The organism is Myxococcaceae bacterium JPH2 (assembly GCA_016458225.1).
In the GTDB taxonomy this organism is placed as follows: Bacteria; Myxococcota; Myxococcia; order Myxococcales; family Myxococcaceae; genus Citreicoccus.
Genome location: JAEMGR010000001.1, coordinates 744,357 through 767,437, shown reverse-complemented (window position 1 = coordinate 767,437; position 23,081 = coordinate 744,357). Strand labels below are relative to the sequence as shown.

At 69.8% G+C, this 23,081-nt stretch carries 18 protein-coding genes; 14 read left to right on the top strand and 4 right to left on the bottom strand.

Annotation, left to right across the window (positions count from 1 at the left end; all coding sequences use genetic code 11):
- Nucleotides 1–51: 51 nt before the first annotated feature.
- A complete protein-coding gene (locus JGU66_03240; protein ID MBJ6759761.1) occupies nt 52–474 on the bottom strand; it encodes a hypothetical protein in 423 nt (140 codons plus the stop codon).
- A gap of 111 nt (nt 475–585) precedes the next feature.
- Here JGU66_03240 and JGU66_03235 point away from each other — a divergent pair, with 111 nt between their 5' ends.
- The 7 genes from JGU66_03235 to JGU66_03205 all read left to right on the top strand — a co-directional run bounded on the left by JGU66_03235 (nt 586) and on the right by JGU66_03205 (nt 8,179).
- Nucleotides 586–1,437 (top strand): alpha/beta hydrolase, encoded by an 852-nt coding sequence (locus tag JGU66_03235; protein MBJ6759760.1) that lies wholly within the window; start codon nt 586–588, stop codon nt 1,435–1,437.
- Nucleotides 1,438–1,678: 241 nt separating this feature from the next.
- Nucleotides 1,679–3,391 (top strand): hypothetical protein, encoded by a 1,713-nt coding sequence (locus tag JGU66_03230; protein MBJ6759759.1) that lies wholly within the window; start codon nt 1,679–1,681, stop codon nt 3,389–3,391.
- Between the two features lie 34 nt (nt 3,392–3,425).
- Complete coding sequence (locus JGU66_03225; GenBank protein ID MBJ6759758.1) at nt 3,426–3,743, top strand: hypothetical protein; 318 nt, start codon at nt 3,426–3,428, stop codon at nt 3,741–3,743.
- Nucleotides 3,744–3,798: 55 nt separating this feature from the next.
- The gene (locus JGU66_03220; protein MBJ6759757.1) at nt 3,799–5,169 is read left to right on the top strand and encodes a hypothetical protein; all 1,371 of its coding nucleotides are present in this window, start codon (nt 3,799–3,801) and stop codon (nt 5,167–5,169) included.
- Between the two features lie 194 nt (nt 5,170–5,363).
- Nucleotides 5,364–6,437, top strand: a complete 1,074-nt coding sequence (gene hppD, locus JGU66_03215) for a 4-hydroxyphenylpyruvate dioxygenase (protein ID MBJ6759756.1) — start codon at nt 5,364–5,366, stop codon at nt 6,435–6,437.
- A 30-nt stretch (nt 6,438–6,467) separates the two neighbouring features.
- Complete coding sequence (locus JGU66_03210) at nt 6,468–7,805, top strand: homogentisate 1,2-dioxygenase (protein MBJ6759755.1); 1,338 nt, start codon at nt 6,468–6,470, stop codon at nt 7,803–7,805.
- Nucleotides 7,802–8,179, top strand: a complete 378-nt coding sequence (locus tag JGU66_03205) for a Rieske (2Fe-2S) protein (protein ID MBJ6759754.1) — start codon at nt 7,802–7,804, stop codon at nt 8,177–8,179. Before JGU66_03210 ends, JGU66_03205 begins: the two co-directional genes overlap by 4 nt.
- Nucleotides 8,180–8,188: 9 nt before the next feature.
- Here JGU66_03205 and JGU66_03200 read toward each other — a convergent pair whose 3' ends face one another.
- Nucleotides 8,189–9,397 carry a beta-lactamase family protein gene (locus JGU66_03200; GenBank protein MBJ6759753.1) on the bottom strand — a complete coding sequence of 403 codons (1,209 nt, stop codon included), beginning with the start codon at nt 9,395–9,397 and terminating at the stop codon, nt 8,189–8,191.
- 151 nt (nt 9,398–9,548) lie between these two features.
- Here JGU66_03200 and JGU66_03195 point away from each other — a divergent pair, with 151 nt between their 5' ends.
- On the top strand, nt 9,549–10,439 hold the full coding sequence (locus JGU66_03195) for a LysR family transcriptional regulator (protein ID MBJ6759752.1): 891 nt from the start codon (nt 9,549–9,551) through the stop codon (nt 10,437–10,439).
- Nucleotides 10,440–10,442: 3 nt separating this feature from the next.
- Here the strand turns inward: JGU66_03195 and JGU66_03190 are convergent, their stop codons facing one another.
- The gene (locus JGU66_03190) at nt 10,443–11,201 is read right to left on the bottom strand and encodes a dienelactone hydrolase family protein (protein MBJ6759751.1); all 759 of its coding nucleotides are present in this window, start codon (nt 11,199–11,201) and stop codon (nt 10,443–10,445) included.
- A 142-nt stretch (nt 11,202–11,343) separates the two neighbouring features.
- Here JGU66_03190 and JGU66_03185 point away from each other — a divergent pair, with 142 nt between their 5' ends.
- The 6 genes from JGU66_03185 to JGU66_03160 all read left to right on the top strand — a co-directional run bounded on the left by JGU66_03185 (nt 11,344) and on the right by JGU66_03160 (nt 22,114).
- Entirely contained in the window at nt 11,344–13,239 is a 1,896-nt protein-coding gene (locus tag JGU66_03185; protein MBJ6759750.1) for a methylmalonyl-CoA mutase small subunit, read from the top strand.
- Nucleotides 13,239–15,425: a methylmalonyl-CoA mutase gene (gene scpA, locus JGU66_03180; protein MBJ6759749.1), complete on the top strand. Its 2,187-nt coding sequence runs from the start codon at nt 13,239–13,241 to the stop codon at nt 15,423–15,425. The genes JGU66_03185 and scpA overlap by 1 nt, the downstream gene beginning before the upstream one ends.
- Nucleotides 15,422–16,408 carry a methylmalonyl Co-A mutase-associated GTPase MeaB gene (gene meaB / locus JGU66_03175; protein MBJ6759748.1) on the top strand — a complete coding sequence of 329 codons (987 nt, stop codon included), beginning with the start codon at nt 15,422–15,424 and terminating at the stop codon, nt 16,406–16,408. Before scpA ends, meaB begins: the two co-directional genes overlap by 4 nt.
- 76 nt (nt 16,409–16,484) lie before the next feature.
- Nucleotides 16,485–19,952, top strand: coding sequence for a methylmalonyl-CoA mutase family protein (locus tag JGU66_03170; protein ID MBJ6759747.1), 3,468 nt, complete (start codon nt 16,485–16,487; stop codon nt 19,950–19,952).
- Nucleotides 19,953–20,133: 181 nt separating this feature from the next.
- Nucleotides 20,134–20,439: a hypothetical protein gene (locus JGU66_03165; protein MBJ6759746.1), complete on the top strand. Its 306-nt coding sequence runs from the start codon at nt 20,134–20,136 to the stop codon at nt 20,437–20,439.
- 208 nt (nt 20,440–20,647) lie between these two features.
- Nucleotides 20,648–22,114: a glycoside hydrolase family 6 protein gene (locus JGU66_03160; GenBank protein ID MBJ6759745.1), complete on the top strand. Its 1,467-nt coding sequence runs from the start codon at nt 20,648–20,650 to the stop codon at nt 22,112–22,114.
- A gap of 55 nt (nt 22,115–22,169) precedes the next feature.
- Here the strand turns inward: JGU66_03160 and JGU66_03155 are convergent, their stop codons facing one another.
- Nucleotides 22,170–23,057, bottom strand: coding sequence for a hypothetical protein (locus JGU66_03155; protein ID MBJ6759744.1), 888 nt, complete (start codon nt 23,055–23,057; stop codon nt 22,170–22,172).
- Nucleotides 23,058–23,081: the final 24 nt, after the last annotated feature.

Sequence of the window (23,081 nt, the reverse complement as noted above, 5' to 3'; positions counted from 1 at the left end):
ACGAACCTGACAGCTCGCGCGTGGGGAAGCGCTCGTTTCAGAGGACTCGGGTCAGGAGGAACGCTTGGCGCGGGCGCCGAGAGGGGCCGTGTCCTCCAGCGACTCCGTCGGCCTGGTGGGGAAGGCTCCGAGCGCGTGACCGCAGAGGAAGGTCGAGACGTAGGAGGCGATCCGCAGCAGCTCGGGCGAGAGCGGAATCGGCAGCTCCGAGGCATGCGCCGCCGCCCAGGCGAGCGTCGTCGCCACGTTCGATTCGTGACTCGCCACCGCGATGCCGAGGTTCACGAGGACGAAGACGATGTTCATCGCCACGTTGAGCGGCGAGTACAGCAGCCAGGCGCGCTCTTGGAGAAACTCGGTCATCTTGGGCAGCGCGAACCTCTTGTGGAGGACGCCCAGGATGACTCCGCACACGAGGGGCCCCATCAACTGGAAGACTTGGGCGACCGCGTGGACCAGCTCGACCTTGTTCATCCCGCGATGATGTCGCTCAGCCGCGGCGCGAAACAAGCACGGAGCGTGTCGAGGTCCATGGGGCTACACTCCGGGTCGTTCTCGCGAACGTCACCCGAGGAGCCTGTTGTGATGCCGTTGTCGCGCTGGTGTTTGTCCTTGTTGCTCATGATGGGAGCGCTGGCCCACGCGGAGCCCGCCGCCGAGCCTCCTGCCGAGCAGGCGCCTCCGCATGTGTCGCTGACGCTTGCTTCCACCGTGCTCAAGGAGCAGCGGCACATCCTCGTCTACCTGCCGCCGGGCTACGACGCGCCGGGCGCCACCACCCGCTATCCCGTGCTGTACATGCCGGACGGTGGAGCGCAGGAGGACTTCCCGCACGTCGCCGCCACCGTGGACGCGGGCATTCGCGCCGGTGAGCTGCGGCCGTTCATCGTGGTGGGCATCGAGAACACCGAGCGTCGCCGTGACATGACGGGCCCGACGCGCGTGGCCGAGGACCGGAAGATCGCGCCGCGCGTGGGTGGCTCGGCCGCGTTCCGCCGCTTCATCCGCGACGAGCTGATGCCCCAGGTGCGCCAGCGCTACCGCGTGTCCGAGGAGCGGGCCATCATCGGTGAGTCGCTCGCCGGCCTGTTCATCGTCGAGACCTTCTTCCTCGAACCCTCGCTGTTCGACAGCTACATCGCCCTGAGTCCGAGCCTGTGGTGGAACCGCGACGAACTGGTCCGCAAGGCGGCGGAGCGCCTCGCGCGCCAGCCGGGGCCGCGCGGCGCGCTCTACCTGTCCTCCGCGGATGAGGACAACATCGCGCCCCAGACCGCGCGGCTGGCGGAGGCGTTGAAGGCCCATCCCTCGAAGGGGCTGCGGTGGCGCTACGAGCCTCGGCCGGACCTCACCCACGGCACCATCTACCGCGCGGTCGCGCCGGGGGCCCTGCGCCAATGGCTCGCCCCGACGCCCCGGGCCGGCGCTCCGGATTAGGCGACGAGCCCACGCTGAACGTCTTCACGAACTCCGGCGTCAAGGCGGAGGGGCACGCCATCGCGTGAGCAACCCCGGGTGAAGTGAAGTGGTGAACGGACGACACCCGCGTCCGCGCGGGGCAACTCGCGGTGTTTCCCCCGCGACAATGCCCCTGCTAGCAGGAATGATGTCGCGGCCTCGGACCGGCGCTCTCCCCGCGCCGGCCCGAGCCGGGTCGCCTCATGAGCAGGAGCGCGTGATGAGAGTCGAGGGCGGTGGCAATTCGAAGCCGGTGAAGAACACCTCGTCGCACCCGACGCTCGCCAAGGGACAGGGCGCCGCCGAGCAGGCGACGAAGTCGGAGGAGGCAGCCCGCGCCGCGCTCGATGCGGTGAAGACGGCCAGCACCCCCGAGGAGGCGAGCACCGCGGCCAAGGCGGCCCAGGACGCCGCGAAGCAGGCCCACGCCGCGCTCGACCAGGCCAAGGCCGCGCTCACCGAGGCGACGAAGTCTCCGACGGAGAGCAAGGACGCCGCGCACCTCGAGGCGCTCCAAACCCACGTCAAGACCGCGCAGCTCGCCGCCACCAAGGCCACGTCCCACGCGGAGGCCGCGGGAAAGGCGGCGCAGGCCAAGACGCAGGGCTCCAGCTTCAGCGACAAGGCGAGTCCCCACCCGCTGGTCGAGCCGGCCAGGCCCGAGCAGCATGTCGCCAAGAGCATGCCGTTGGGCCGGCCCCGCGCGGCCTCGGGGGCGGGCGCGACCTTCGCGACCAAGGGCAACGAAATCACGCTGACCGTCGAGGGCAAGGTCACCACGGAGAAGGTGACGCCCGACAACGCGAAGGAGCTGCTGGGGAAGCTCAAGAAGGCGGACCCCACGGGGACCGCGCCCGGGACCTATGCGGCCCGTCAGGCCATCCTGGAGCACTCAGGGGGCAAGGTGGAGTCCCACGAGGCCTTCACGCTGAAGGAGCTGCCCGCGAAGGACTTGTTCCCCTTCATGATTGACCGCTCGAACTGGGTTCCCGAGCGCCTCAAACTCCAGGACAAGATTGTCGGGGATGCGGTGGGCCACGCCGAGGCGCTGTCCAAGCGCATCGCGGACCACGGCGAGAAGGGCGTCGTCTATGCCTTGCGCGGCAACACCGCCTCCGGCAAGAGCACGACCGTCAAGAAGGACCCCGCGTTGAGCCAGAAGGTGCTCGACACGGATGGGGAGACGCGGGGCGCGATGAACCCGGACCCCCTCAAGGCACAGCTCGTCGCCGCGCACGCAGGGAAGATCAGCACCCAGCAGTCGCACTGGGAAGGCTCGGCGATGTCCCAGCGCGTGGAGCGGGCGATGCTGGACAAGCCGGACAGCTCGCTCGTGATGGACAAGCGCTTCGCGGGCGCCAATGACATCCCGCGGCTGCTCAAGGACATCGGGACCCGGAAGCTCAAGCTCATCGACCTGGAGGTGCCGCTGGAGACCTCGTGCGTCCGCGTGCTCACCCGCAAGCCGGGCACCGCGGATCCGTTGGTCCCCTTCGCGCCCGTCAGCGGCGGCTTCGATGGCGTGCGCCAGAATCGGCGGGACCTGCTCATGGGGCGGGACGAGGGCCCCGAGGAAGGCCGCTTCCAGGGCGTCATCGAGAACAAGCAGATCACCGACTACAAGCTCTACGTGACGGATGAGAAGGGGCAGCAGACCCTGGTCGCGGAGAAGCGTGACGGCAAGTGGATGGGGCCGGATACGGCGGAGAAGCAGGCGCTGTTCGACAAGGCGGTCGGGGCGGATCCGCGCGAGGACATCGCGCAGGTGAAGGCGACGGTCATCGACACCACGTTCATCGAGAAGCAGGTGGATGGAATCAAGGCGCAGGGCTTCCCGGGCGCGGACGCCGTGGCGGAGAAGACGCGGGTGGCGCTCGAGGCCTACCAAGGCAAGACGCTCGAACAGGCCTTGGACGCGCACTCGAAACAATGAGCGACGGTGACGGGCTCAACGACTGGGAACAGCCATGACGACTCAAGGAAAGTTCGTACCGAAGACCGCCGAGGAGACCCTCAAGGAGCTGCGGCAGGCCCGCGACAAGCGCCGTGAGGAGGAGCGCGCCGCGATCCGTCAGGCGCGCGCCACATCGGGGCGCGAGCCGTTCGACATCGAGAAGTTCAAGGGGCTCTATGACGTGAGCCTCGACGTGGGCAGCCGCGCGCTGGGCCCCGGCGACGTCGAGGATTACGAGCGCAAATACTATCTCGCCGCGCCCGCCGAGGTGAAGACGCTCCAGCAGTTCGCGGAGCACCTCATGTGGCTCTTCAAGAATGATGCGGGTTGAAGGGTGTCATTGGGCGGTCTGGCGCGGTTGACTATGCTCGCGCCAGGAGCGTCCCATGACCCCTGTCGTGCCGCAGCCCGTCGGTATCGAGCCCCACGCTGTCCACGCAGGAGGGGAGTCCTCCCCCCTGGAGCCACCGAAGCCCGCGCCTGCGTGGAGCCTCGCGCGCCGCATCGCCTTCCGCTTCGCGTGCGCCTACCTCTGCCTCTATGGCTTCTCCTTCTTGATGGAGTCGCTGCCGAGCGGAGCGCTCGTCTCCGGCTTCCTCAATGAGCAGGTCTGGCATGTGGCCGTGCCCTGGGTGGGAAAGCACGTGCTGCACCTGGGCGCGGACATCACCACCTTCCAGAATGGCAGCGGCGACACCACGTACAACTACGTGCAGCTCCTGCTGTACCTCGCGCTGGCGGGCGTCGTCACCGCGGCGTGGTCCGTCTGGGATTGGCGCCGCCCCCAGTATGTGAAAGCCCATGACGTGCTGCGCACGCTGGTGCGCTACGTGCTCGCCGCCGCGATGCTCAGCTACGGCATGGCGAAGGTCATCAAGCTGCAGTTCCCCGCGCCGAACCCCGGGCGCTTGATGGAGCCGCTGGGGGAGCTCTCGCCCATGGGCCTCTTGTGGACCTTCATGGGGTACTCCACCGGCTACAACCTCTTCACCGGCAGCGCCGAGGTGCTGGGCGGGCTGCTGCTGTTCACGCGTCGCACCACCACGCTGGGGGCGCTGGTCGTCGTGGGCGTGATGTCCAACGTGGTGGCGCTCAACTTCTTCTACGACGTGCCGGTCAAGCTCTACTCCTCGCACCTGCTGCTGCTCGCCGTGTTCCTGCTGCTGCCCGACCTGCGCCGGCTGGCGGACGTGCTGGTGCTGAACCGCGCGACGCATCCCGTGGGCCTGGACCTGCCCTTCACGCTCTCGTGGCGAGAGACGTGGGGCCTTCGGGGACTGAAGCTCCTCGTGGTCGGGTGGATGGTGTGGAACAACGTGGGGGAGTCGCTCGAGTTCCGCACGAAGTTTGGCGAGGCGGCCCCCAAGCCCCCGCTGTACGGCCTCTACGAGGTGGAGTCCGTGCCGCATGAGGGACAGGCCCCCGCCTTGTTGCCGCGAGAGAGTCCGCTGCCCTGGCGCTACGTCGCCGTCATCCTGCGCAATCGCGTGTGGGTCCGGACGGTGGGCGACACGATGAGCCGCTTCACCGCGGAGATCGACCCCCAGGCACAGTCGCTCGTCCTGCGCGAGGGCTCGGGTCCCGCCGCGACCTCACTGAGCTTCCACTACACGGCCCTCGATGCGGAGCACCTCCTGCTGGAGGGCACGCTCCGGGACACCCCCGTCTCCTTCCGGCTGCGCAAGCTGGACGAGACGCGCCTGCCCCTCGTGAGTCGAGGGTTCAACTGGATCCAGGAGACGCCGTTCAATCGCTGACGCTGGCAGGGAGCGCCCCTCGCGTGGGTGCGCGCAGGTGGGCTGAGACCGCCCGTGTGGGCGCCCAGTCAGTGCAATCCCCTGACAATCTCTCGGCCATCTTTGTACTTTCGCTGGAGAGTGCCCGTTCCTACGTTCGAGGCAGACGGAGCCCTGCGTTCGGGCGCTCCCAGGACACAGACGGAGGCGGTGCCATGGCGATTACCCCTGAGAACCCGTTGGGGCTGGACGGTTTCGAGTTCGTGGAGTTCACGGGCCCCGCGCCCGAGGTCATGGTGCAGCTCCTGGAGCGGCTGGGCTTCACGGCCAACGCCAAGCACCCGACCAAGGACCTCATCCGCTACAAGCAGGGCGACATCAACCTGCTGATCAACCGCGAGCCCACCGGGCAGGCCGCCGAGTTCCGCACGGCGCACGGCGCCTCGGCGAGCGGCATGGCGTTCCGGGTGGAGAACGCCCGCGCGGCCTACGAGCTGGCGCTGGAGCGTGGCGCGAAGGCGGCGGACCCCGCGCGCGGCGCGCTGGGGCAGGGCTCCTATGTGCTGGAGGGCATCGGCGGCAGCCTGCTGTATCTCGTGGACCGCTACGGCCCGAAGGGCTCGCTCTATGACGCGTGGCAGCCCATCCCGGGCGCCGTCGAGGCCGAGGCCCGCAACAACGTGGGGCTCGAGACGCTGGACCACCTGACGCACAACGTGCGCCGGGGCCAGATGCGCACCTGGTCGACGTTCTACAACCGCATCTTCGGCTTCACCGAGCAGAAGTACTTCGACATCAAGGGGCAGGCGACGGGGCTGTTCAGCCAGGCGATGATCGCCCCGGACCGCGCCATCCGCATCCCGCTCAACGAGAGCCAGGATGACAAGTCGCAGATCGAGGAGTTCATCCGCCAGTACAACGGCGAGGGCATCCAGCACCTGGCGCTGACGACCCCGGACATCTACGGCACCGTCGAGCGGCTGCGCGCGCGGGGCGTGGCGCTCCAGGACACCCTGGACGCGTACTACGACCTGGTGGACAAGCGCGTCCCCAACCACGGCGAGGACCTGCCCCGGATGCGGAAGAACCGCATCCTCATCGACGGCAGCGAGAAGGAAGGCCTGCTCCTGCAGATCTTCACCGAGAACCTCTTCGGGCCCATCTTCTTCGAGATCATCCAGCGCAAGGGCAACGAGGGCTTCGGCAACGGCAACTTCCAGGCCCTGTTCGAGTCCATCGAGTTGGATCAGATTCGTCGCGGGGTCATCAAGGTCGACCCGGCGCGGTAAATCCCTCGGCGCGCTTCGGAGGAGACTCAGGTGACCACGGACACGGAAACACGGGCGGTAACCGGCTCGGGCCTCAAGCCCGCGTCGGGCGGCTATCTCTCGGGGTTCGGCAACGAGTTCGCGACGGAGGCGGTGGCCGGAGCGCTTCCTCAGGGGCAGAACTCGCCGCAGCGGACGCCCTACGGGCTGTACGCCGAGCAGCTCTCGGGCACGGCCTTCACGGCGCCGCGCCGGGAGAACAAGCGTTCGTGGCTCTACCGCATCCGCCCGAGCGCGAACCATCCGCCGTTCCAGCCGCATCCGCAGGGGCTCCTGCGGGGCGGCCCGTTCGACGAGGTTGCGCCGTCGCCCAACCGGCTGCGCTGGAGTCCGCAGCCGATGCCGGCGGAGCCTCGGGACTTCGTGGAGGGGCTCGTCACCTACGCCGGCAACGGTGACCCGGGCACGGGCGCGGGCATCGCCATCCACCTGTACCTCGCCAACCGGTCGATGACCGACAAGGTCTTCTTCAACGCCGACGGCGAGCTGCTCCTCGTTCCGCAGGCGGGCCGGCTCCGGCTCGTCACGGAGATGGGCGTGTTGGAGCTGGCGCCCGGTGACGTGGGCGTGGTGCCGCGCGGCGTGCGCTTCCGCGCCGAGCTGCCGGACGGTCCGGTGGCGGGCTACATCTGCGAGAACCTGGGCGCGCCCTTCCGCCTGCCGGACCTGGGGCCCATCGGCTCGAACGGACTGGCCAACCCGCGCGACTTCCTCACGCCCGTCGCGGCCTACGAGGACATCGACCGGCCCACGCGCGTGGTGCAGAAGTTCCAGGGCCGCTTGTGGGTCTCCGAGTTCGACCACTCCCCGCTGGACGTGGTGGCGTGGCACGGCAATCTTGCCCCGTACAAGTACGACCTGAGCCGGTTCAACACCATTGGGACGGTGAGCTTCGATCACCCGGATCCGTCCATCTTCACGGTGCTGACCTCGCCCAGCGAGGTGCCGGGCACGGCCAACTGCGACTTCGTCATCTTCCCGCCGCGCTGGATGGTGGCGGAGAAGACCTTCCGGCCCCCGTGGTTCCACCGCAACGTGATGAGCGAGTTCATGGGGCTGGTGCACGGCGCCTATGACGCCAAGGCTGGGGGCTTCTCTCCGGGCGGCGCGTCGCTGCACAACTGCATGAGCGGCCACGGGCCGGACCAGTCGAGCTACGAGCAGGCCGTGCGGGTGGACCTCCAGCCGCACAAGATCAAGGACACGCTCGCCTTCATGTTCGAGTCGCGGTGGGTCATCCGGCCCACGCGCTTCGCCATGGAGACCGCCGCGCTCCAGTCCGACTACGACCACTGCTGGTCGGGCTTCCAGAAGGCCAGGCTGCCCTGAGTTCCGAGTCGACGCAGGGCCGCTCGCGGGTCTTCTCCACGCCGGCCAACGTGGCGCTGTGCACGCTGGACTCGCTGAGAGAGCCCGGCGCGCGCAACCTCGTGCTCCAGATAGGGGAGGCCTTCTTCCACGGCTTCCTCGTGCGCCGCGGGGACTCGGTGTGGGGCTACGTGGACCGCTGCCCTCACGCCGGATTGCCGCTCGCGCAGAAGCTGGATGACTACCTCACGCCGGATGGGCGCCTCATCGCGTGCTCGTGGCACGGCGCCCTGTTCCAACCCGAGGACGGGCTGTGCGTGGGCGGGCCCTGCTCGGGCGCGCGGCTCACGCCGTGGCCCGTCCAGGTGGTGGGCGGGGTGGTGCGCACCGCCTGAGCGGGGACCTCACGGCTTCGCGTCGTAGATGGCGTCGCGGATGTCGTTGGGGAACTGTCCCGCCATGCCCTCGATGGCCGTGTTGGTGAGCGCGACGACGGTCAGGTGGTTCTTCGGATCGATGAACCACGTGTGTCCGTACGCGCCAATCCACTGCACGGTGCCCACGGGCTGCGGGCTGTGCGCCTTGGCTGGATCCACCAGCACACCCACTCCCAGACCGAAGCCCCAGCCGGGCCCCAGGGACTCGGTCTCCGGCGCCGTCTGCGGCACCGTCATGCGTCGCGTGGTGGACTCCGTCAGCACCTTCCCTCCGCCCTGGCGCAGCACCTCCAGGAACTTCAAGAAGTCGGTGGCGGTGCCCACCATGCCGGCGCCGCCCGAGGCGAAGGAGTTCGGGTCGAACACGCGGCCCGGTGCGTAGCGCACGCCGCTGGGACCAAAGGCAATCACGTGCTCCTCGCCCATGCGCACGGGCTCGGGTGTCGCGTTGGCGTAGGCCGCCGCGAGCCGGGCCACGTCGCGCACCTGGAAGCTCGTGTCCTTCAGGCCCAGGGGCCGGATGACGAGGCGCTCCACCACCTGCGGCAGCGGGGCGCCGGCCGCGCGGGCGATGACCTCACCGAGCACGTCCGTGGCGACGGAGTACCCCCAGCGCGTGCCCGGCGTGTACGACAGCGGCACGGAGGCGATGCGCCGCAGGTTCTCCTCCATGGAGAGGCCCGGGGCGTCCAGTCCGTCAGAGACCTGCGCGCGGTGGTACGGGCTGTCCGCGGGCTCCATGAAGCCGTAGGTGAGGCCCGCGGTGTGCGTCACCAGGTGGCGCACCGTGATGGTGGGCGTGGTGCCATCCGCCAGCTTGGGACGGAAGGTGGGGATCCACTTCGTGACGGGGTCATCCAGGTCGAGCTGGTGGCGCTCGACCATGGCCAGCGCGGCGGTGGAGACGAGCGCCTTCGTCAGCGAAGAGAGGCGGAACAGCGAGTCCTCGCGCATGGGGCGGTGGGCCTCGCGGTCCGCGTCTCCCGCGGCGCGGTGGTAGACGAGCTGGCCGTTCTTCGCGACCAGCACCACGGTGCCGACGATGCGGTGCTCGGCGAGCGCGCGATCGATGGCCCGGTCCAGGCGCGACGTGAGCGGCGTGGTCGGAGCGGTGGGAGCGGTGGGGGCGAGTCCGAGGGTGGCGGCGAGGGTGAGGCTGGCGACGGCGGAGGGCATGGCGAGGCTCCTGGCGAGAGGCGCGGGGAGTGCGCTTCCGGAATGCAGGGAGATGTACGGATTCGCGCCGCGCGCTTCCGCCCATGATTCCGTAGGGGCCTCATACGAAACCGTATATGACCGAGCGGACCGCGGACGTGGCTGGGGCGACATGGATTGGGACGACCTGAGAATCGTGCTCGCCGTGGTGCGGCAGGGCTCGCTGAGCGCTGCGGCGCGGACCCTGGGCTCCACGCAGCCCACCGTGGGCCGAAGGCTGGATGCCTTCGAGCAGGCCCTGGGCGTGAAGCTGTTCGAGCGGGGCGCGAGCGGACTCACGCCAACGCCGCTGTGCGCCGCGCTCGTGGAGAGCCTGGAGCGCATGGAGGAGGGCGCGCTGGCCATCGAGCGGCGCGTGGCCGCGCGCGACACGGGCCTGGAGGGCACCATCACGGTGACGAGCATCGACTGGCTCGGGGACTACGTGGTGGCACCGCTCCTGGCTCGGTTCGGTGCGCAGCACCCGCTGGTGAGCCTGGACCTCGTCAATGACAAGCGCCGCTACAACCTCGCGCGCCGCGAGGCGGACATCGCCATTCGCTTCGGCACGTTCGACGAGGAGTCCCTCATCGAGCGGAAGGTCGCCGACGTCTCGTATGGGCTGTACGCCTCGCAGGCGTACCTCAAGGCACATGGCGCGCCGGACTTCGCGGAGGGCGGCGCGGGCCACGCCATCGTCCTGCTGAACGACCTGCCCGGGAAGCTGTCCCTGTCAGGGTGGCTGCGCGCGATCGCCCCCGAGGCCCGGCGCAACGTGCGCACCAACAGCATCCGCTCCCAGCTCGCGGTCGTCGAGGCGGGCGAGGCGCTCGCGGTGCTGCCGCGCATGTTGGCGGACGCACGCCCGATGTTTCGCCGGGTGGCGACCCCGCAGCCCGGCCCGGTGCTGCCAGTGCGGCTGGGCGTCCACGCGGATCTGCGCGAGACGCCACGCATCCGCGCGTTCATCGACTTCGCCGTGCGCGAGCTGGAGCGTCGCGCGGGTGAACTCAATCCCTCCTGAGCATCACGCGCGGGGGCGCAGCGTGCGCTCGAAGAGGTCGAGCAGGGCCTTCCAGTGGCGCTCGCTGGCGGCCTCGTCATACGTGGGGTTTCCCGGCACGGCGAAGCCATGCCGCGCGCCCGCGTAGGTCTCCACGGTGTGCACCACGCCCGCCGCCGTCAGCGCTTCGTCCAGGCGCTGCTTCATGTCGTCCGGACAGGAGCGGTCATTGTCCGCGCAGGCCACATACACCTGGGCCTTCATCCGAGGCGCGAGCAGGTGAGGGCTCGCGGCGGTGTCCGTGGCCAGATATCCACCGTGGAACGAGGCGGCCGCGACGACTCGCTCCGGCGCGAGCCCCGCGGTCCGCAGCGCCAGGTGGCCGCCCATGCAGTAGCCCGTCACGCCCACGCCCGATGCGCGCACGTCCGGCCGGGTCGGCAGGTAGTCGAGCATCGCGCGCAGGTCGGTCTGGAAGTTCTCCTGCGCCATCGCTGGGTCGGCGTACTGGGTGCGCCACTGCTTCTCACCCTCCGGTGTCCGCATGAGTTCGCGGATGGACTGCGGCGTGTAGGGCAGCGTGGCGCGGTGGTACAGGTCCGGCAGCAGGACGAGGTAGCCGTGGCGCGTGAGCCGCTCGGCCATGTCGAACAGCGCGGGGCGCGGGCCCGGGGCGTCCATCAGGAAGAGGACCGCCGGCCAGGGGCCCGAGCCCTCGGGCGTGAAGACCTCGGTCTGACAAGGGCCATCCGAGGTGGAGAGGGCAACGGTCTCGCGTGGCATGGCGTGGCTCCTGGAGGGGCCCCCATCATGCATGTCTCAGACGGCGAGGCCCACCACACCATTGCTCCGCCGCCTCATTGCGCCTATGGGAGGGGGACGGCGCGGTCCCCTGGACGGCGCCTTCTCTTTGCGAGGACGCAGCATGTCGCAAGTGCCTCTCCACATCGCCTCGGTCTTCCTGGCCCCCTCGCTGGAGGACTGGCGCCGGCTGGTGGACAAGGACCTGAAGGGCAAACCCTTCACGTCGCTTCAGTCCACGCTCGAAGGCGGACTGACCCAGCAGCCGCTCTACTCGCGTCAGGACGCGGCCGATGCGCCGCCCCCCGAGCCGCCGGGCGTCGCTCCCTACCTGCGCGGCACCCAGGCGCTCGGCCTCACCGAGGGCGGCTGGAGCGTCTGCCAGGAGTACACGGGCCCCGACGTGACGAGCGCCGCCGAGGCGCTTCGCGTGGACCTGGAGCGCGGCGCCACCGGCGTGTGGCTCTGCCTGGGTGAACCCCACGGCATCGCTGTTCCGGACGCGGAGGCCATGGCGCGGCTGCTCGCTCCGGTGCCTCTGGAGCGCACCCCTGTCTGCCTGGAGTCGGAGGCGGATGGGCTGTCCGCCGCGGGCTTCCTGTTGAGCGTCGCGGAGCGCAAGGGGGTCACGCGCGCGTCGCTGCGTGGCTGTCTGGGCGTGGATCCGCTGGGGGCGCTGGCGCGCACGGGCGCGCTGACCGGTGGCCTGGATGCGGTGCTCGCCCAGGCGGCCCCGCTGGTGACGTCGCTGCGCGAGAGCGCGCCGGGGCTGCGCGTGCTGCTCGTCTCGTCGCGCGCCGTGGCGGATGCGGGCGCGTCGCCGGTGCACGAGCTGGCGTGGGCCCTCGCCACGGGCGTGGAGTACCTGCGGTCGCTGGAGCGCGCGGGCGTGTCGCCGGAGATCGCGGCGCGCTCGGTGCAGTTCGCGCTGTCGGTGGGCGGCCAGTTCTTCCCGGAGATCGCCAAGCTGCGCGCGGCGCGGCTCTTGTGGTCCAAGGTCGTCGCCGCGTCGGGCGGCTCGCAAGAGGCCCAGGCCATGGTGCTGCATGCGCGCACCGCGAGCGGGACGAAGACGCAGCGCGATCCGTGGGTGAACATCCTGCGCGCCACCGCGGAGTCCTTCGCGGCGGTGGTGGCGGGCGCGGACAGCGTGAGCACGTCTCCCTTCGACGAGACGCTCGGCACGCCGGACGAGGGCGCGCGGCGACTGGCGCGCAACACCCAGCTCATCCTGCGCGACGAGTCCAGCCTCAACCGCGTCGCGGATCCGGCGGGCGGCAGCTACTACCTGGAGCAGCTCACCGGCGAGTTCGCCCGCGCGGCCTGGACGGAGCTGCGGCGCATCGAGTCGCTGGGCGGCATGTCCCGCGCGCTCCAGGAGGGCGACATCGCCCGCGTGCTCGCCGAGACGCGCGTCGCGCGCGACAAGGCGCTGCGCACGCGCAAGCTGCCCCTCGTGGGCGTCAGCGAGTTCCCCCACCTGGGCGAGCCCACCGTGCGCCGCGAGCCGCGTCCTGCTTCGGGCGTGAGCGCCGCGAAGGCGGGGAGCGCCCTGCCGCTGCAGCCGGTGCGCATGTCCGAGGCGTTCGAGACGCTGCGCGACGCGAGCGACCGATACCAGACGGCCCACGGGGCCCGGCCGCGCGCGTTCATGGCGAGCCTGGGCACGGTGGCGGAGCACACCACGCGCTCGATGTGGACGGCCAACGCGCTGGCGGTGGGCGGCATCGAGACGCGCGACCAGCACGGCTTCGCGGATGTCGCGGCGGCGGTGGAGCAGTTCGCCGGTTCGGGCGCTGCGCTCGCGGTCATCTCCGGTCCGGACGCGCTCTATCCCGAGTGGGTGCCCGCGCTGAGCGCCGCGCTGAAGGCGAAGGGCGCGCGCGTGGTGGCGGTGGCCGGACGTCCCGGCGAGCACGAGGCCGCGTTCCGCGCGGCGGGTGTGGACCTCTTCATCTTCGCGGGAGCGGACCTGGTCGCGCTCCTGTCCTCGCTGCACCAGCAGCTCGGGGTGTCGTGATGCGCGCTTCCGTTCCTGACTTCTCCCGCGTCGACTTCGACGCCCCCGAGACGCGGGCCACTCCGTCCACGCTCGAGGCGCAGCGCCACCAGGCCGCGGACGCCACGCGCGCCGCCGAGCGCTGGGTGACGCCCGAGGGCATCCCCGTCAAGCCCGCGTACACGCGCGAGGACCTGGAGGGCGTGGAGCACCTGGGCTCGCTGCCCGGCCTGCCGCCCTTCGTGCGCGGCCCCTACGCGACCATGTACGTGCAGCAGCCGTGGACGGTGCGGCAGTACGCCGGCTTCTCCACGGCCGAGGCCTCCAACGCCTTCTACCGTCGCAACCTCGCGGCGGGGCAGAAGGGCCTGTCCATCGCGTTCGACCTGGCCACGCACCGTGGCTACGACAGCGACCACCCGCGCGTGGCGGGCGACGTGGGAATGGCCGGCGTGGCCATCGACTCCATCAAGGACATGCGCATCCTGTTCGATCGCATCCCGCTCGATCAGATGAGCGTGTCGATGACGATGAACGGCGCGGTGCTCCCGGTGCTCGCGCTCTACGTCGTGGCGGCGGAGGAGCAGGGCGTCAAGCCGGAGCAGCTCAGCGGGACCATCCAGAACGACATCCTCAAGGAGTTCATGGTCCGCAACACGTACATCTACCCGCCCGCCCCCTCGATGCGAATCATCGGCGACATCTTCCGCTTCACGGCGGAGAAGATGCCTCGCTTCAACAGCATCAGCATCAGCGGCTACCACATGCAGGAGGCCGGGGCGACGCAGGACCTGGAGCTGGGCTACACGCTCGCGGACGGCGTGGAGTACGTGCGCGCCGGGCTCGCCGCGGGCCTGGGCGTGGACGCGTTCGCGCCGCGCCTGTCTTTCTTCTGGGCCATCGGGATGAACTTCTTCATGGAGGTGGCCAAGATGCGCGCGGCGCGCATGCTCTGGGCCCGGCTCCTGAAGGACTTCTCGCCCAAGAGCGACAAGAGCCTCGCGCTGCGCACGCATTGCCAGACGTCCGGGTGGAGCCTCACCGCGCAGGACGTCTACAACAACGTGGTGCGCACGTGCGTGGAGGCCATGGCCGCGACGCAGGGCCACACGCAGAGCCTGCACACCAACTCGCTGGACGAGGCGATCGCGCTGCCCACGGACTTCAGCGCCCGCATCGCGCGCAACACGCAGCTCTATCTCCAACTGGAGAGCGGCACGACGCGCGTCATCGACCCGTGGGGCGGCAGCTACTACGTGGAGCGGCTCACCCACGAGCTGGCGCACAAGGCGTGGGGACACATCCAGGAGGTCGAGGCGCTGGGTGGCATGACCAAGGCCATCGAGGCGGGGCTGCCCAAGCTGCGCATCGAGGAGGCCGCGGCGCGCACGCAGGCCCGCATCGACTCCGGCCGTCAGGCCATCATCGGCGTGAACAAGTATCCGCCCGAGCGCCCGGACTCGATTGAGATCCTCAAGGTGGACAACTCGGCGGTGCGCGAGGCGCAGATTGCCCGGCTGCGCGAGCTGCGCCACGAGCGCAACGCGGACGAGGTGCGCCGCCGGCTGGATGCGCTCACCGAGGCGGGCCGACGCAACGAGGGCAACCTGCTCGCGCTGGCCATCGACGCGGCGCGCGCGAAGGCCACCGTGGGCGAAATCAGCGACGCGCTCGAGAAGGTCTTCGGGCGCTACGAGGCGACCGTGCGCAGCGTGTCCGGGGTGTACTCCAGCGAGGCGGGTGGGGCGCAGGGCATCGCCGATGCGCGAGCGCGGGCGGACGCGTTCCTCGCGACCTTCGGCCGTCGTCCCCGCATCCTCATCGCGAAGATGGGACAGGACGGACACGACCGCGGGCAGAAGGTCATCGCCACCGCGTTCGCGGACCTGGGCTTCGACGTGGACATCGGGCCGCTGTTCCAGACGCCCGAGGAGTCCGCGCGTCAGGCCGTGGAGAATGACGTGCACGTGGTGGGCGCCAGCTCGCTCGCCGCGGGTCACCTCACGCTGGTGCCGCAGCTCAAGCAGGCGCTGAAGGCGCTGGGCCGCGAGGACATCATGGTCGTGGTGGGCGGCGTCATCCCCGAGCAGGACTATGACGCCCTGCGCGCCGCGGGCGCCGCGGCCATCTTCGGGCCCGGCACCGTCATCGCGAAGGCGGCCATCGAGCTGCTCGACAAGCTGACGGCGGCGCTGGGGGAGGCGTGAAGCCACTGTCGGCGGACGAGTACGTGGCGGGCGTGCGCGCGCAAGATCGCGCGGTGCTCGCGCGCGCCATCACGCTGGTGGAGAGCGAGCACCCTCGCCACGCGGCGCTCGCGCAGGAGGTGCTCACGCGGCTGTTGCCCCACACGGGCGGCAGTCGGCGCGTGGGCATCAGCGGCGTGCCGGGCGTGGGCAAGAGCACCTTCATCGACGCGCTGGGCATGCACCTGGTGGGGGAGGGCAAGCGCGTGGCGGTGCTCGCCATCGACCCGTCCAGCACGGTGTCCGGTGGCAGCATCCTGGGAGACAAGACGCGCATGGCGCGGCTGTCCCGCGAGCTGAGCGCCTTCATCCGTCCCAGCCCCTCCAGCGGCACGCTGGGCGGCGTGGCGCGCAAGACGCGCGAGACGCTGCTGTTGTGCGAGGCCGCCGGCTTCGACGTGGTGCTGGTGGAGACGGTGGGCGTGGGCCAGTCGGAGACGGTGGTCGCCGACATGGTCGACTTCTACCTGGTGCTCATGCTCGCGGGCGCGGGGGACGAGCTCCAGGGCATCAAGCGCGGCATCCTCGAGGTGGCGGACATGCTCGCCATCAACAAGGCGGATGGCGACAACCAGCCTCGCGCCGAGCGCGCTCGCGCCGAGTACCGCGCGGCCCTGCACTTGATGCGTCCCGGCGCCGAGCCCGAGGTCACCACGTGCAGCGCGATGGAGGGCACGGGCATCGCGAAGCTGTGGGCCTCGGTGGAGACGCAGGTGGGGCGCCGCGAGGCCTCGGGCGAGCTGGGCCGCCGCCGCCGCTCCCAGCAGGTGGGCTGGATGTGGGCCATGGTGCAGGACGGCCTGCGGGCGGCCCTGCGCGCCCATCCCCAGGTGTCCTCGCTGGTGCCCGTGCTGGAGGCGGACGTGCGCGAGGGTCGTGCGACGCCCACGTCGGCCGCACTGCGTGTACTGGACGCTTTCTTGCCGAGCACGCGAGCGGGATGACGGCCCGCGTTGCGCATCCCGCACGCGCGTCCCAATCCCTTGCCTCGGCATTCGCGCCACTCCTAGTGTACGCGCCGTGCGAAACGCCCTGCCAACCACTGCTCCCTCGCCCTACAAGCCCCGCTTCCACGTCCGCATCGTGACCGCGGCATCGTTGTTCGATGGACACGACGCCGCCATCAACGTGATGCGCCGCCTCATGCAGGCGTCTGGCGCGGAGATCATCCACCTGGGGCACAACCGCTCGGTGGCGGAGATTGTCGACTGCGCCATCCAGGAGGACGCCCAGGGCATCGCGCTCACGTCCTACCAGGGCGGCCACGTCGAGTTCTTCAAGTACATGATCGACCTGCTGCGCGAGCGCGGGGCGAACATCAAGGTCTTCGGCGGTGGCGGCGGCACCATCCTCCCGACGGAGATTGACGAGCTGCACCGCTACGGCGTCACCCGCATCTACTCGCCGGACGACGGCCGGGCCATGGGCCTCCAGGGGATGATTGACGACCTGGTGTCCCAGTGTGACTTCGAGAAGCGCACGCCCGACTTCGCGCCCGCGCTCGCCGCGCCGAAGAAGCGCGAGCCCGCGCGCCTCGCGTCGCTCATCACCGTGGCGGAGAACTTCGCGTCGGCCGGAGAGTCGCTGCGCACCGCGCTCGCCCAGAGCTTGGCCTCGGCCCCGCGCGTGCCCGTGCTCGGCATCACCGGCACGGGTGGCGCCGGCAAGTCGAGCCTGGTGGACGAGCTGGTCCGCCGGTTCCTCACGGACTTCCCGGACAAGACGCTCGCGGTGCTGTCGGTGGACCCCTCGAAGCGCAAGTCCGGCGGCGCGCTCCTGGGTGACCGCATCCGCATGAACGCCATCGACAACCCGCGCGTGTACATGCGCTCGATGGCCACGCGGCAGAGCAACCTCGCCTTGTCCAAGCACGTGGGCGAGTCCATCGACATCTGCAAGGCCGCCGGCTTCGACCTCATCGTGGTCGAGACCTCCGGCATCGGTCAGTCGGACACGGAAATCACCGAGCACTCGGACGCGTCGCTCTACGTGATGACCGCCGAGTACGGCGCCGCGACGCAGCTCGAGAAGATCGACATGCTCGACTTCGCGGACGTCATCGCCATCAACAAGTTCGACAAGCGCGGCTCGCTGGACGCGCTGCGCGACGTGCGCAAGCAGTGGAAGCGCAACCACAACGCCTTCACGCTCGCGGATGACGCGGTGCCCGTGTACGGCACCATCGCCTCGCAGTTCAACGACCCGGGGATGAACCGGCTCTATCGCGCCGTCATCGACGCGGTGGTGAAGAAGACCGGCGCGCCGCTCCAGTCCCACGCCGAGACCACGCCGGGGATGAGCGAGAAGAAGTGGATCATCCCGCCCGAGCGCACCCGCTATCTGGCGGAGATCGTCGAGAACAGCGAGAAGTACGAGCAGTTCGTCCGCGACCAGGCCGCCATCGCGCGCCGCATGTACCAGCTCCACGGCACCATCGAGGCGCTGCGCACCAACGTGGGCAAGAAGCGCCTGGAGATCGTCGAGCCCCGCGACGCCTCGGGCGTGGTGCACGTCACGGAGCGCGTGGAGGGCGAGCCCGCGTACCTGGGCGAGCTGGTGGCGCTGTACCAGGACCTGGAGTCCCGCCTCGCCGCGGACTGCCGGCGCCTGCTCGTCGAGTGGCCCGCCACCAAGCGGCGCTACGCGGCGTCCAAGTACCAGTTCCAGGTGCGCGACAAGGTCATCGAGCTGGACCTCATCACCGAGTCGCTCTCGCACCTGCGCATCCCGAAGATCGCGCTCCCGCGCTACGAGGACTGGGGTGACATCCTCACGTGGCTGCTGCGGGAGAACGCGCCGGGCGCCTTCCCGTTCACCGCGGGCGTCTTCCCGCTCAAGCGCGAGGGCGAGGATCCGGCCCGCATGTTCGCCGGCGAGGGCGGCCCGGAGCGCACCAACAAGCGCTTCCACTACGTGTCCCGAGGCCTGCCCGCCAAGCGCCTGTCCACGGCCTTCGACTCGGTGACGTTGTACGGCGAGGACCCGGACCACCGCCCGGACATCTACGGCAAGGTGGGCAACTCGGGCGTGTCCATCGCGAACGTGGACGACGCGAAGAAGCTCTACTCGGGCTTCGACCTGGCGGACCCGTCCACCTCGGTGTCCATGACCATCAACGGGCCCGCGCCGATGCTGCTGGGCTTCTTCCTCAACGCCGCGGTGGATCAGCAGTGCGAGAAGTGGATCCGCGCCAACGGGAAGGTGGACGAGGTCGAGAAGACCATCGACGCGCTCTATCAGAAGCGCGGCCTGCCTCGGCCCCGCTACCAGGGCGACCTGCCCGCGGGCAATGACGGGCTCGGGCTGCTCCTGTTGGGCGTGTCCGGTGACGAGGTGCTCCCGCGCGATGTCTACGAGCGCATCCGCGCGTCCACGCTGCAGAACGTGCGTGGCACGGTGCAGGCGGACATCCTCAAGGAGGACCAGGCGCAGAACACCTGCATCTTCTCGACGGAGTTCGCCCTGCGGCTGATGGGCGACATCCAGCAGTACTTCATCGACCAGAAGGTGCGGAACTTCTACTCGGTGTCCATCTCCGGGTACCACATCGCGGAGGCCGGGGCGAACCCCATCTCCCAGCTCGCCTTCACGCTGGCCAACGGCTTCACCTTCGTCGAGTACTACCTGTCGCGCGGGATGGACATCGACGACTTCGCGCCCAACCTGTCGTTCTTCTTCTCCAACGGGATGGACCCTGAGTACGCGGTGCTCGGGCGCGTGGCGCGGCGCATCTGGGCCAAGGCCATCCGGGACAAGTACGGCGGCAACGACCGGTCGCAGAAGCTGAAGTATCACATCCAGACTTCCGGGCGGAGCCTGCACGCGCAGGAGATCGCCTTCAATGACATCCGCACCACGTTGCAGGCCCTGCTGGCCCTCAACGACAACTGCAATTCCTTGCACACCAACGCCTACGACGAGGCCATCACCACGCCCACCGAGGAGAGTGTGCGGCGCGCGTTGGCCATCCAGTTGGTCATCAACAAGGAGTTCGGTTTGTCCAAGAACGAGAACCCCAACCAGGGCTCGTTCATCATCGAGGAGCTGACGGACCTGGTGGAGCAGGCGGTGATGACGGAGTTCCGCGCCATCTCCGAGCGCGGCGGCGTGCTGGGTGCCATGGAGCGCATGTACCAGCGCTCGAAGATCCAGGAGGAGTCGCTCTACTACGAGACGCTCAAGCACGACGGGTCGCTGCCCATCGTCGGCGTGAACACCTTCCTGGACCCCAAGGGCTCGCCCACCGTCACCCCGCCCGAGGTCATCCGCGCCACGAAGGAGGAGAAGGACTACGCGATTACGGCGCGTGACGCCTTCTGGAAGCGCAACGCGGAGGTGGCCCCGGCCGCGCTGGAGGCCGTGCGCCGCGCCGCGCTGGACCACGGCAACGTGTTCGCCGCGCTGATGGATGCCTGCAAGGTGTGCACGCTCGGCCAGCTCTCCCGCGCGCTCTACGACGTGGGCGGGCAGTACCGCCGCAACATGTGAGCCGGCGAGCCACCGGGGCGTTCGCGCGCCCCGGTCCGGCTTGCTCGGAATGAGTTGATACATCTGGAATCAGCGTTCAGCGGACTGGGCCCGTATATTGAGTCCAGTCCGCAATACGCGTAAAGCATGCTTGCTTGGCGGTCGTGGCGTTCCCGTCCCTCACCGTAGGAGCAAGCCGATGATGAAGTGGCCCGTGCTGGCAGTGTCGCTGGTGCTTCCGATGTTCGCGGTCGCCTCCGCGCCGGAGCCCACGCAGGACGACGGTGCGCAGGTCCGCACCGAGTCCCCCGAGTCGGCGGAGGCCCAAGTCTCACGCATTCCGCCGCTGCTCCCCATGTGTTGGGACCTGGACCTCACGGCGTGTTCGAGCGTGGGCGCGACGACGGGCTGCCAGGACGGCATCTACACCGACTACGTCTGCACCTGTCGCCAGTCGACGATTCCCTCGACGCCCTCGCGCTACTGGGATTGTCCCGAGGTTCGCTGAGTCTCGCGTGGAAGCGGGCTCGGCGGCAGTGAGCCGCTGAGCCCGTGGTGTTTCGTCGTGGTCCGCCAGCAGGGGGCCGCGACGTTCGTTTATGCGGGCACGGGCGCAAGAGGTGGCGCCCCCGTGTCTCGCGCGGCGCGGCTTTCCCGCGCCGTGGCCGCTCGTGCGCCGCCGTGTTCCCCCCTGTCTCCCCAGGAGTCCCGCCTCCATGTCGACCCGTCTCTCCCCCTCGTGGTCCTTCCTTCGTCGTGTCTCGCTGACGTTCGCCTCGGCGCTCGTCCTCGGTTGTGGTCCCTCGGTCGAGCCGTCCTCGGACGCGCCCCTGGGCGTCGCGCCCCAGCCCGTCGTCACGGAGCTGGTGGTCAATGGCACCTTCACCAACGGCTCGGTATCTCCGTGGTGGAGCGGCGCCAACACCGCCTCGGCGGTGGAGAACGGGCAGCTGCGCGTCAATGTCACGGGCGGCACCGCGAACGCGTGGGACGCGCCCATCGGGCAGGACAACATCGCGCTGGTGAGTGGCCAGTCGTACACGCTGGCCTTCACCGCGACGGCCACGGCGAGCGTGTCGGTGCGCGCGACGGTGCAGCTCGGCGTGTCGCCGTACACCGCGCCGTTGGATCAACAGGTGGCGGTGGATGGCACCTCGCGGCGCTTCACGTACACGTTCACCTCGTCGCTCACCACGACGGGGGGACAGGTCACCTTCCAACTCGGCGGGCGCGGCGCGTTCACGCTGCGCTTGGATGACATCACCCTCACCACGGGGTCGCCGGGCACGGGCGGAACGGGGCCGCTGGGCATGACGAGCGGCTTCTACACGGACCCCAACTCCAACTCGGCGTCCTGGGTGAGCCAGAACGGCGGGGACTCGCGCGCGGCCAGCATCCAGTCCTCCATCGCGAGCAAGGCGGGCGCGAAGTGGTTCGGCAACTGGAGCGGTGACATCGCGTCGGCGGTGTCGAGCTACGTCGGCGCGGCGGACACGGCGGACAAGCTGCCCATCCTCGTGGCGTACAATGTCCCGGGCCGCGACTGTGGTGGCCAGTCTTCGGGAGGCGCGGGGAGCGCGGCGGCCTATCAGACGTGGATCGCCGCCTTCGCGTCTGCCATCGGCAATCGCCCCGCCGTGGTCATCATCGAGCCGGACGCGGTGGCCCAGCTGGACTGCCTCCCCAGCGACGCGGAGCGGACGGTGCGGCTCAACCTGCTGCGCTACGCCACCGAGCAGTTCCGCGACCACGCGCCCAACACGTGGGCCTACCTGGATGGAGGCAACGCGCAGTGGATCGCCGCGGACACCATGGCGCAGCGGCTGGAGTCGGCGGGCGCGCACAACATCCGAGGCTTCGCGGTGAACGTCTCCAACTTCTACACCACCGCCCAGTCGACGACGTACGGGGCGGCGGTCAACGCGTCGCTCAACACGCGCTACGGCTACACGCTGCCCTTCGTGGTGGACACCAGCCGCAACGGCAATGGCTCGGATGGAAACTGGTGCAATCCGGCGGGGCGCAAGCTGGGCGCGGTGTCCCAGACGCAGGCGAGCGGCGCGGAGATGCTGCTGTGGGTCAAGGTGCCGGGCGACTCGGATGGCCAGTGTGGCATCGCGCCCGGTGTCCCGGCGGGGACGTTCAGTCCGGACCTGGCCGTGCGCCTCATCAACGGCACGTAACTCCCAACGCAACGCGGGGCCTCGATGATGTGAGGCCCCGCGCCGTGACTTCGCGTTACGGCACCGCGCTCACGTCCACGTCGACGACGCGGGGCTCCTCGGTGCTCGTCGCGCTGGTGACGGGGGCCATCGAGGCGGACACCTGGAGCGTCAGCGCCCACTCGCCCGTGCTGAGCTGGGAGGGCACGTACTTCCACGTGAGGCGCACGGGGCCCGTCGTCTCTCCCTCGGCCTGGAGGGCCTCGCGGGCGCGCTGCTCAATCTCCGCCACGGTCAGCCGCGTGTGCAGCAGGTGGCCCTGGCGGGCCAGCGGCGGCCAGCTGATGAGCGCGCGCTGGAAGCTCCCATCCACGCCGTGGGTCACCACCGCGCGATGGCCTTCCACGCGGATGCCGTTGATGGCGCGCAGCACGAAGGTCTTGTGCCGGTGCAGCTCGGACGTGGCCACGTTGGTGTCGTCCTCGCTCTGGACGTAGGACTTCACCTGTCGGATGGGGCCCATCTCCGACGCGGGGATGCCCCAGCGCTGCAAGCGGGCGATCGCGATGCGCTGCAACACCGCGGGGTCCTGCGTCGTCGCGGGCCCGGCGCCGAGCCGGTTCTGCACCAGCACCACGCCCTCGGACGCATCGCTCTCCAGCGTCCACGTGCGGGAGTCCTGGGTGCGGCGCGTCCCGAGCTGCTCGGTGAGCGTGAAGGGCTCGGTCGAGCCCACCAGTCCGCCCTGGAGCGTGGCGTCGTCGAACGCGGTGCGCGGGAGCAGGTCGGTGGGGAGGCTGCCGGAGGGCGGCGTGGCGATGAGCGTGGAGTCGAAGGTGAAGCCGAGGGTGGCGCGAGCGGACTGACTCGCGAGGAGGGCCGGGTCGGTGAGGGTCCCGCTGTCGCAGCCCAGCACGGCGGCGAGCGGAAGGGCGGTCATGAGGCGAAGGATGGAGGTCTTCATGGTCGGTCGTTCCTGAAAGGCGAG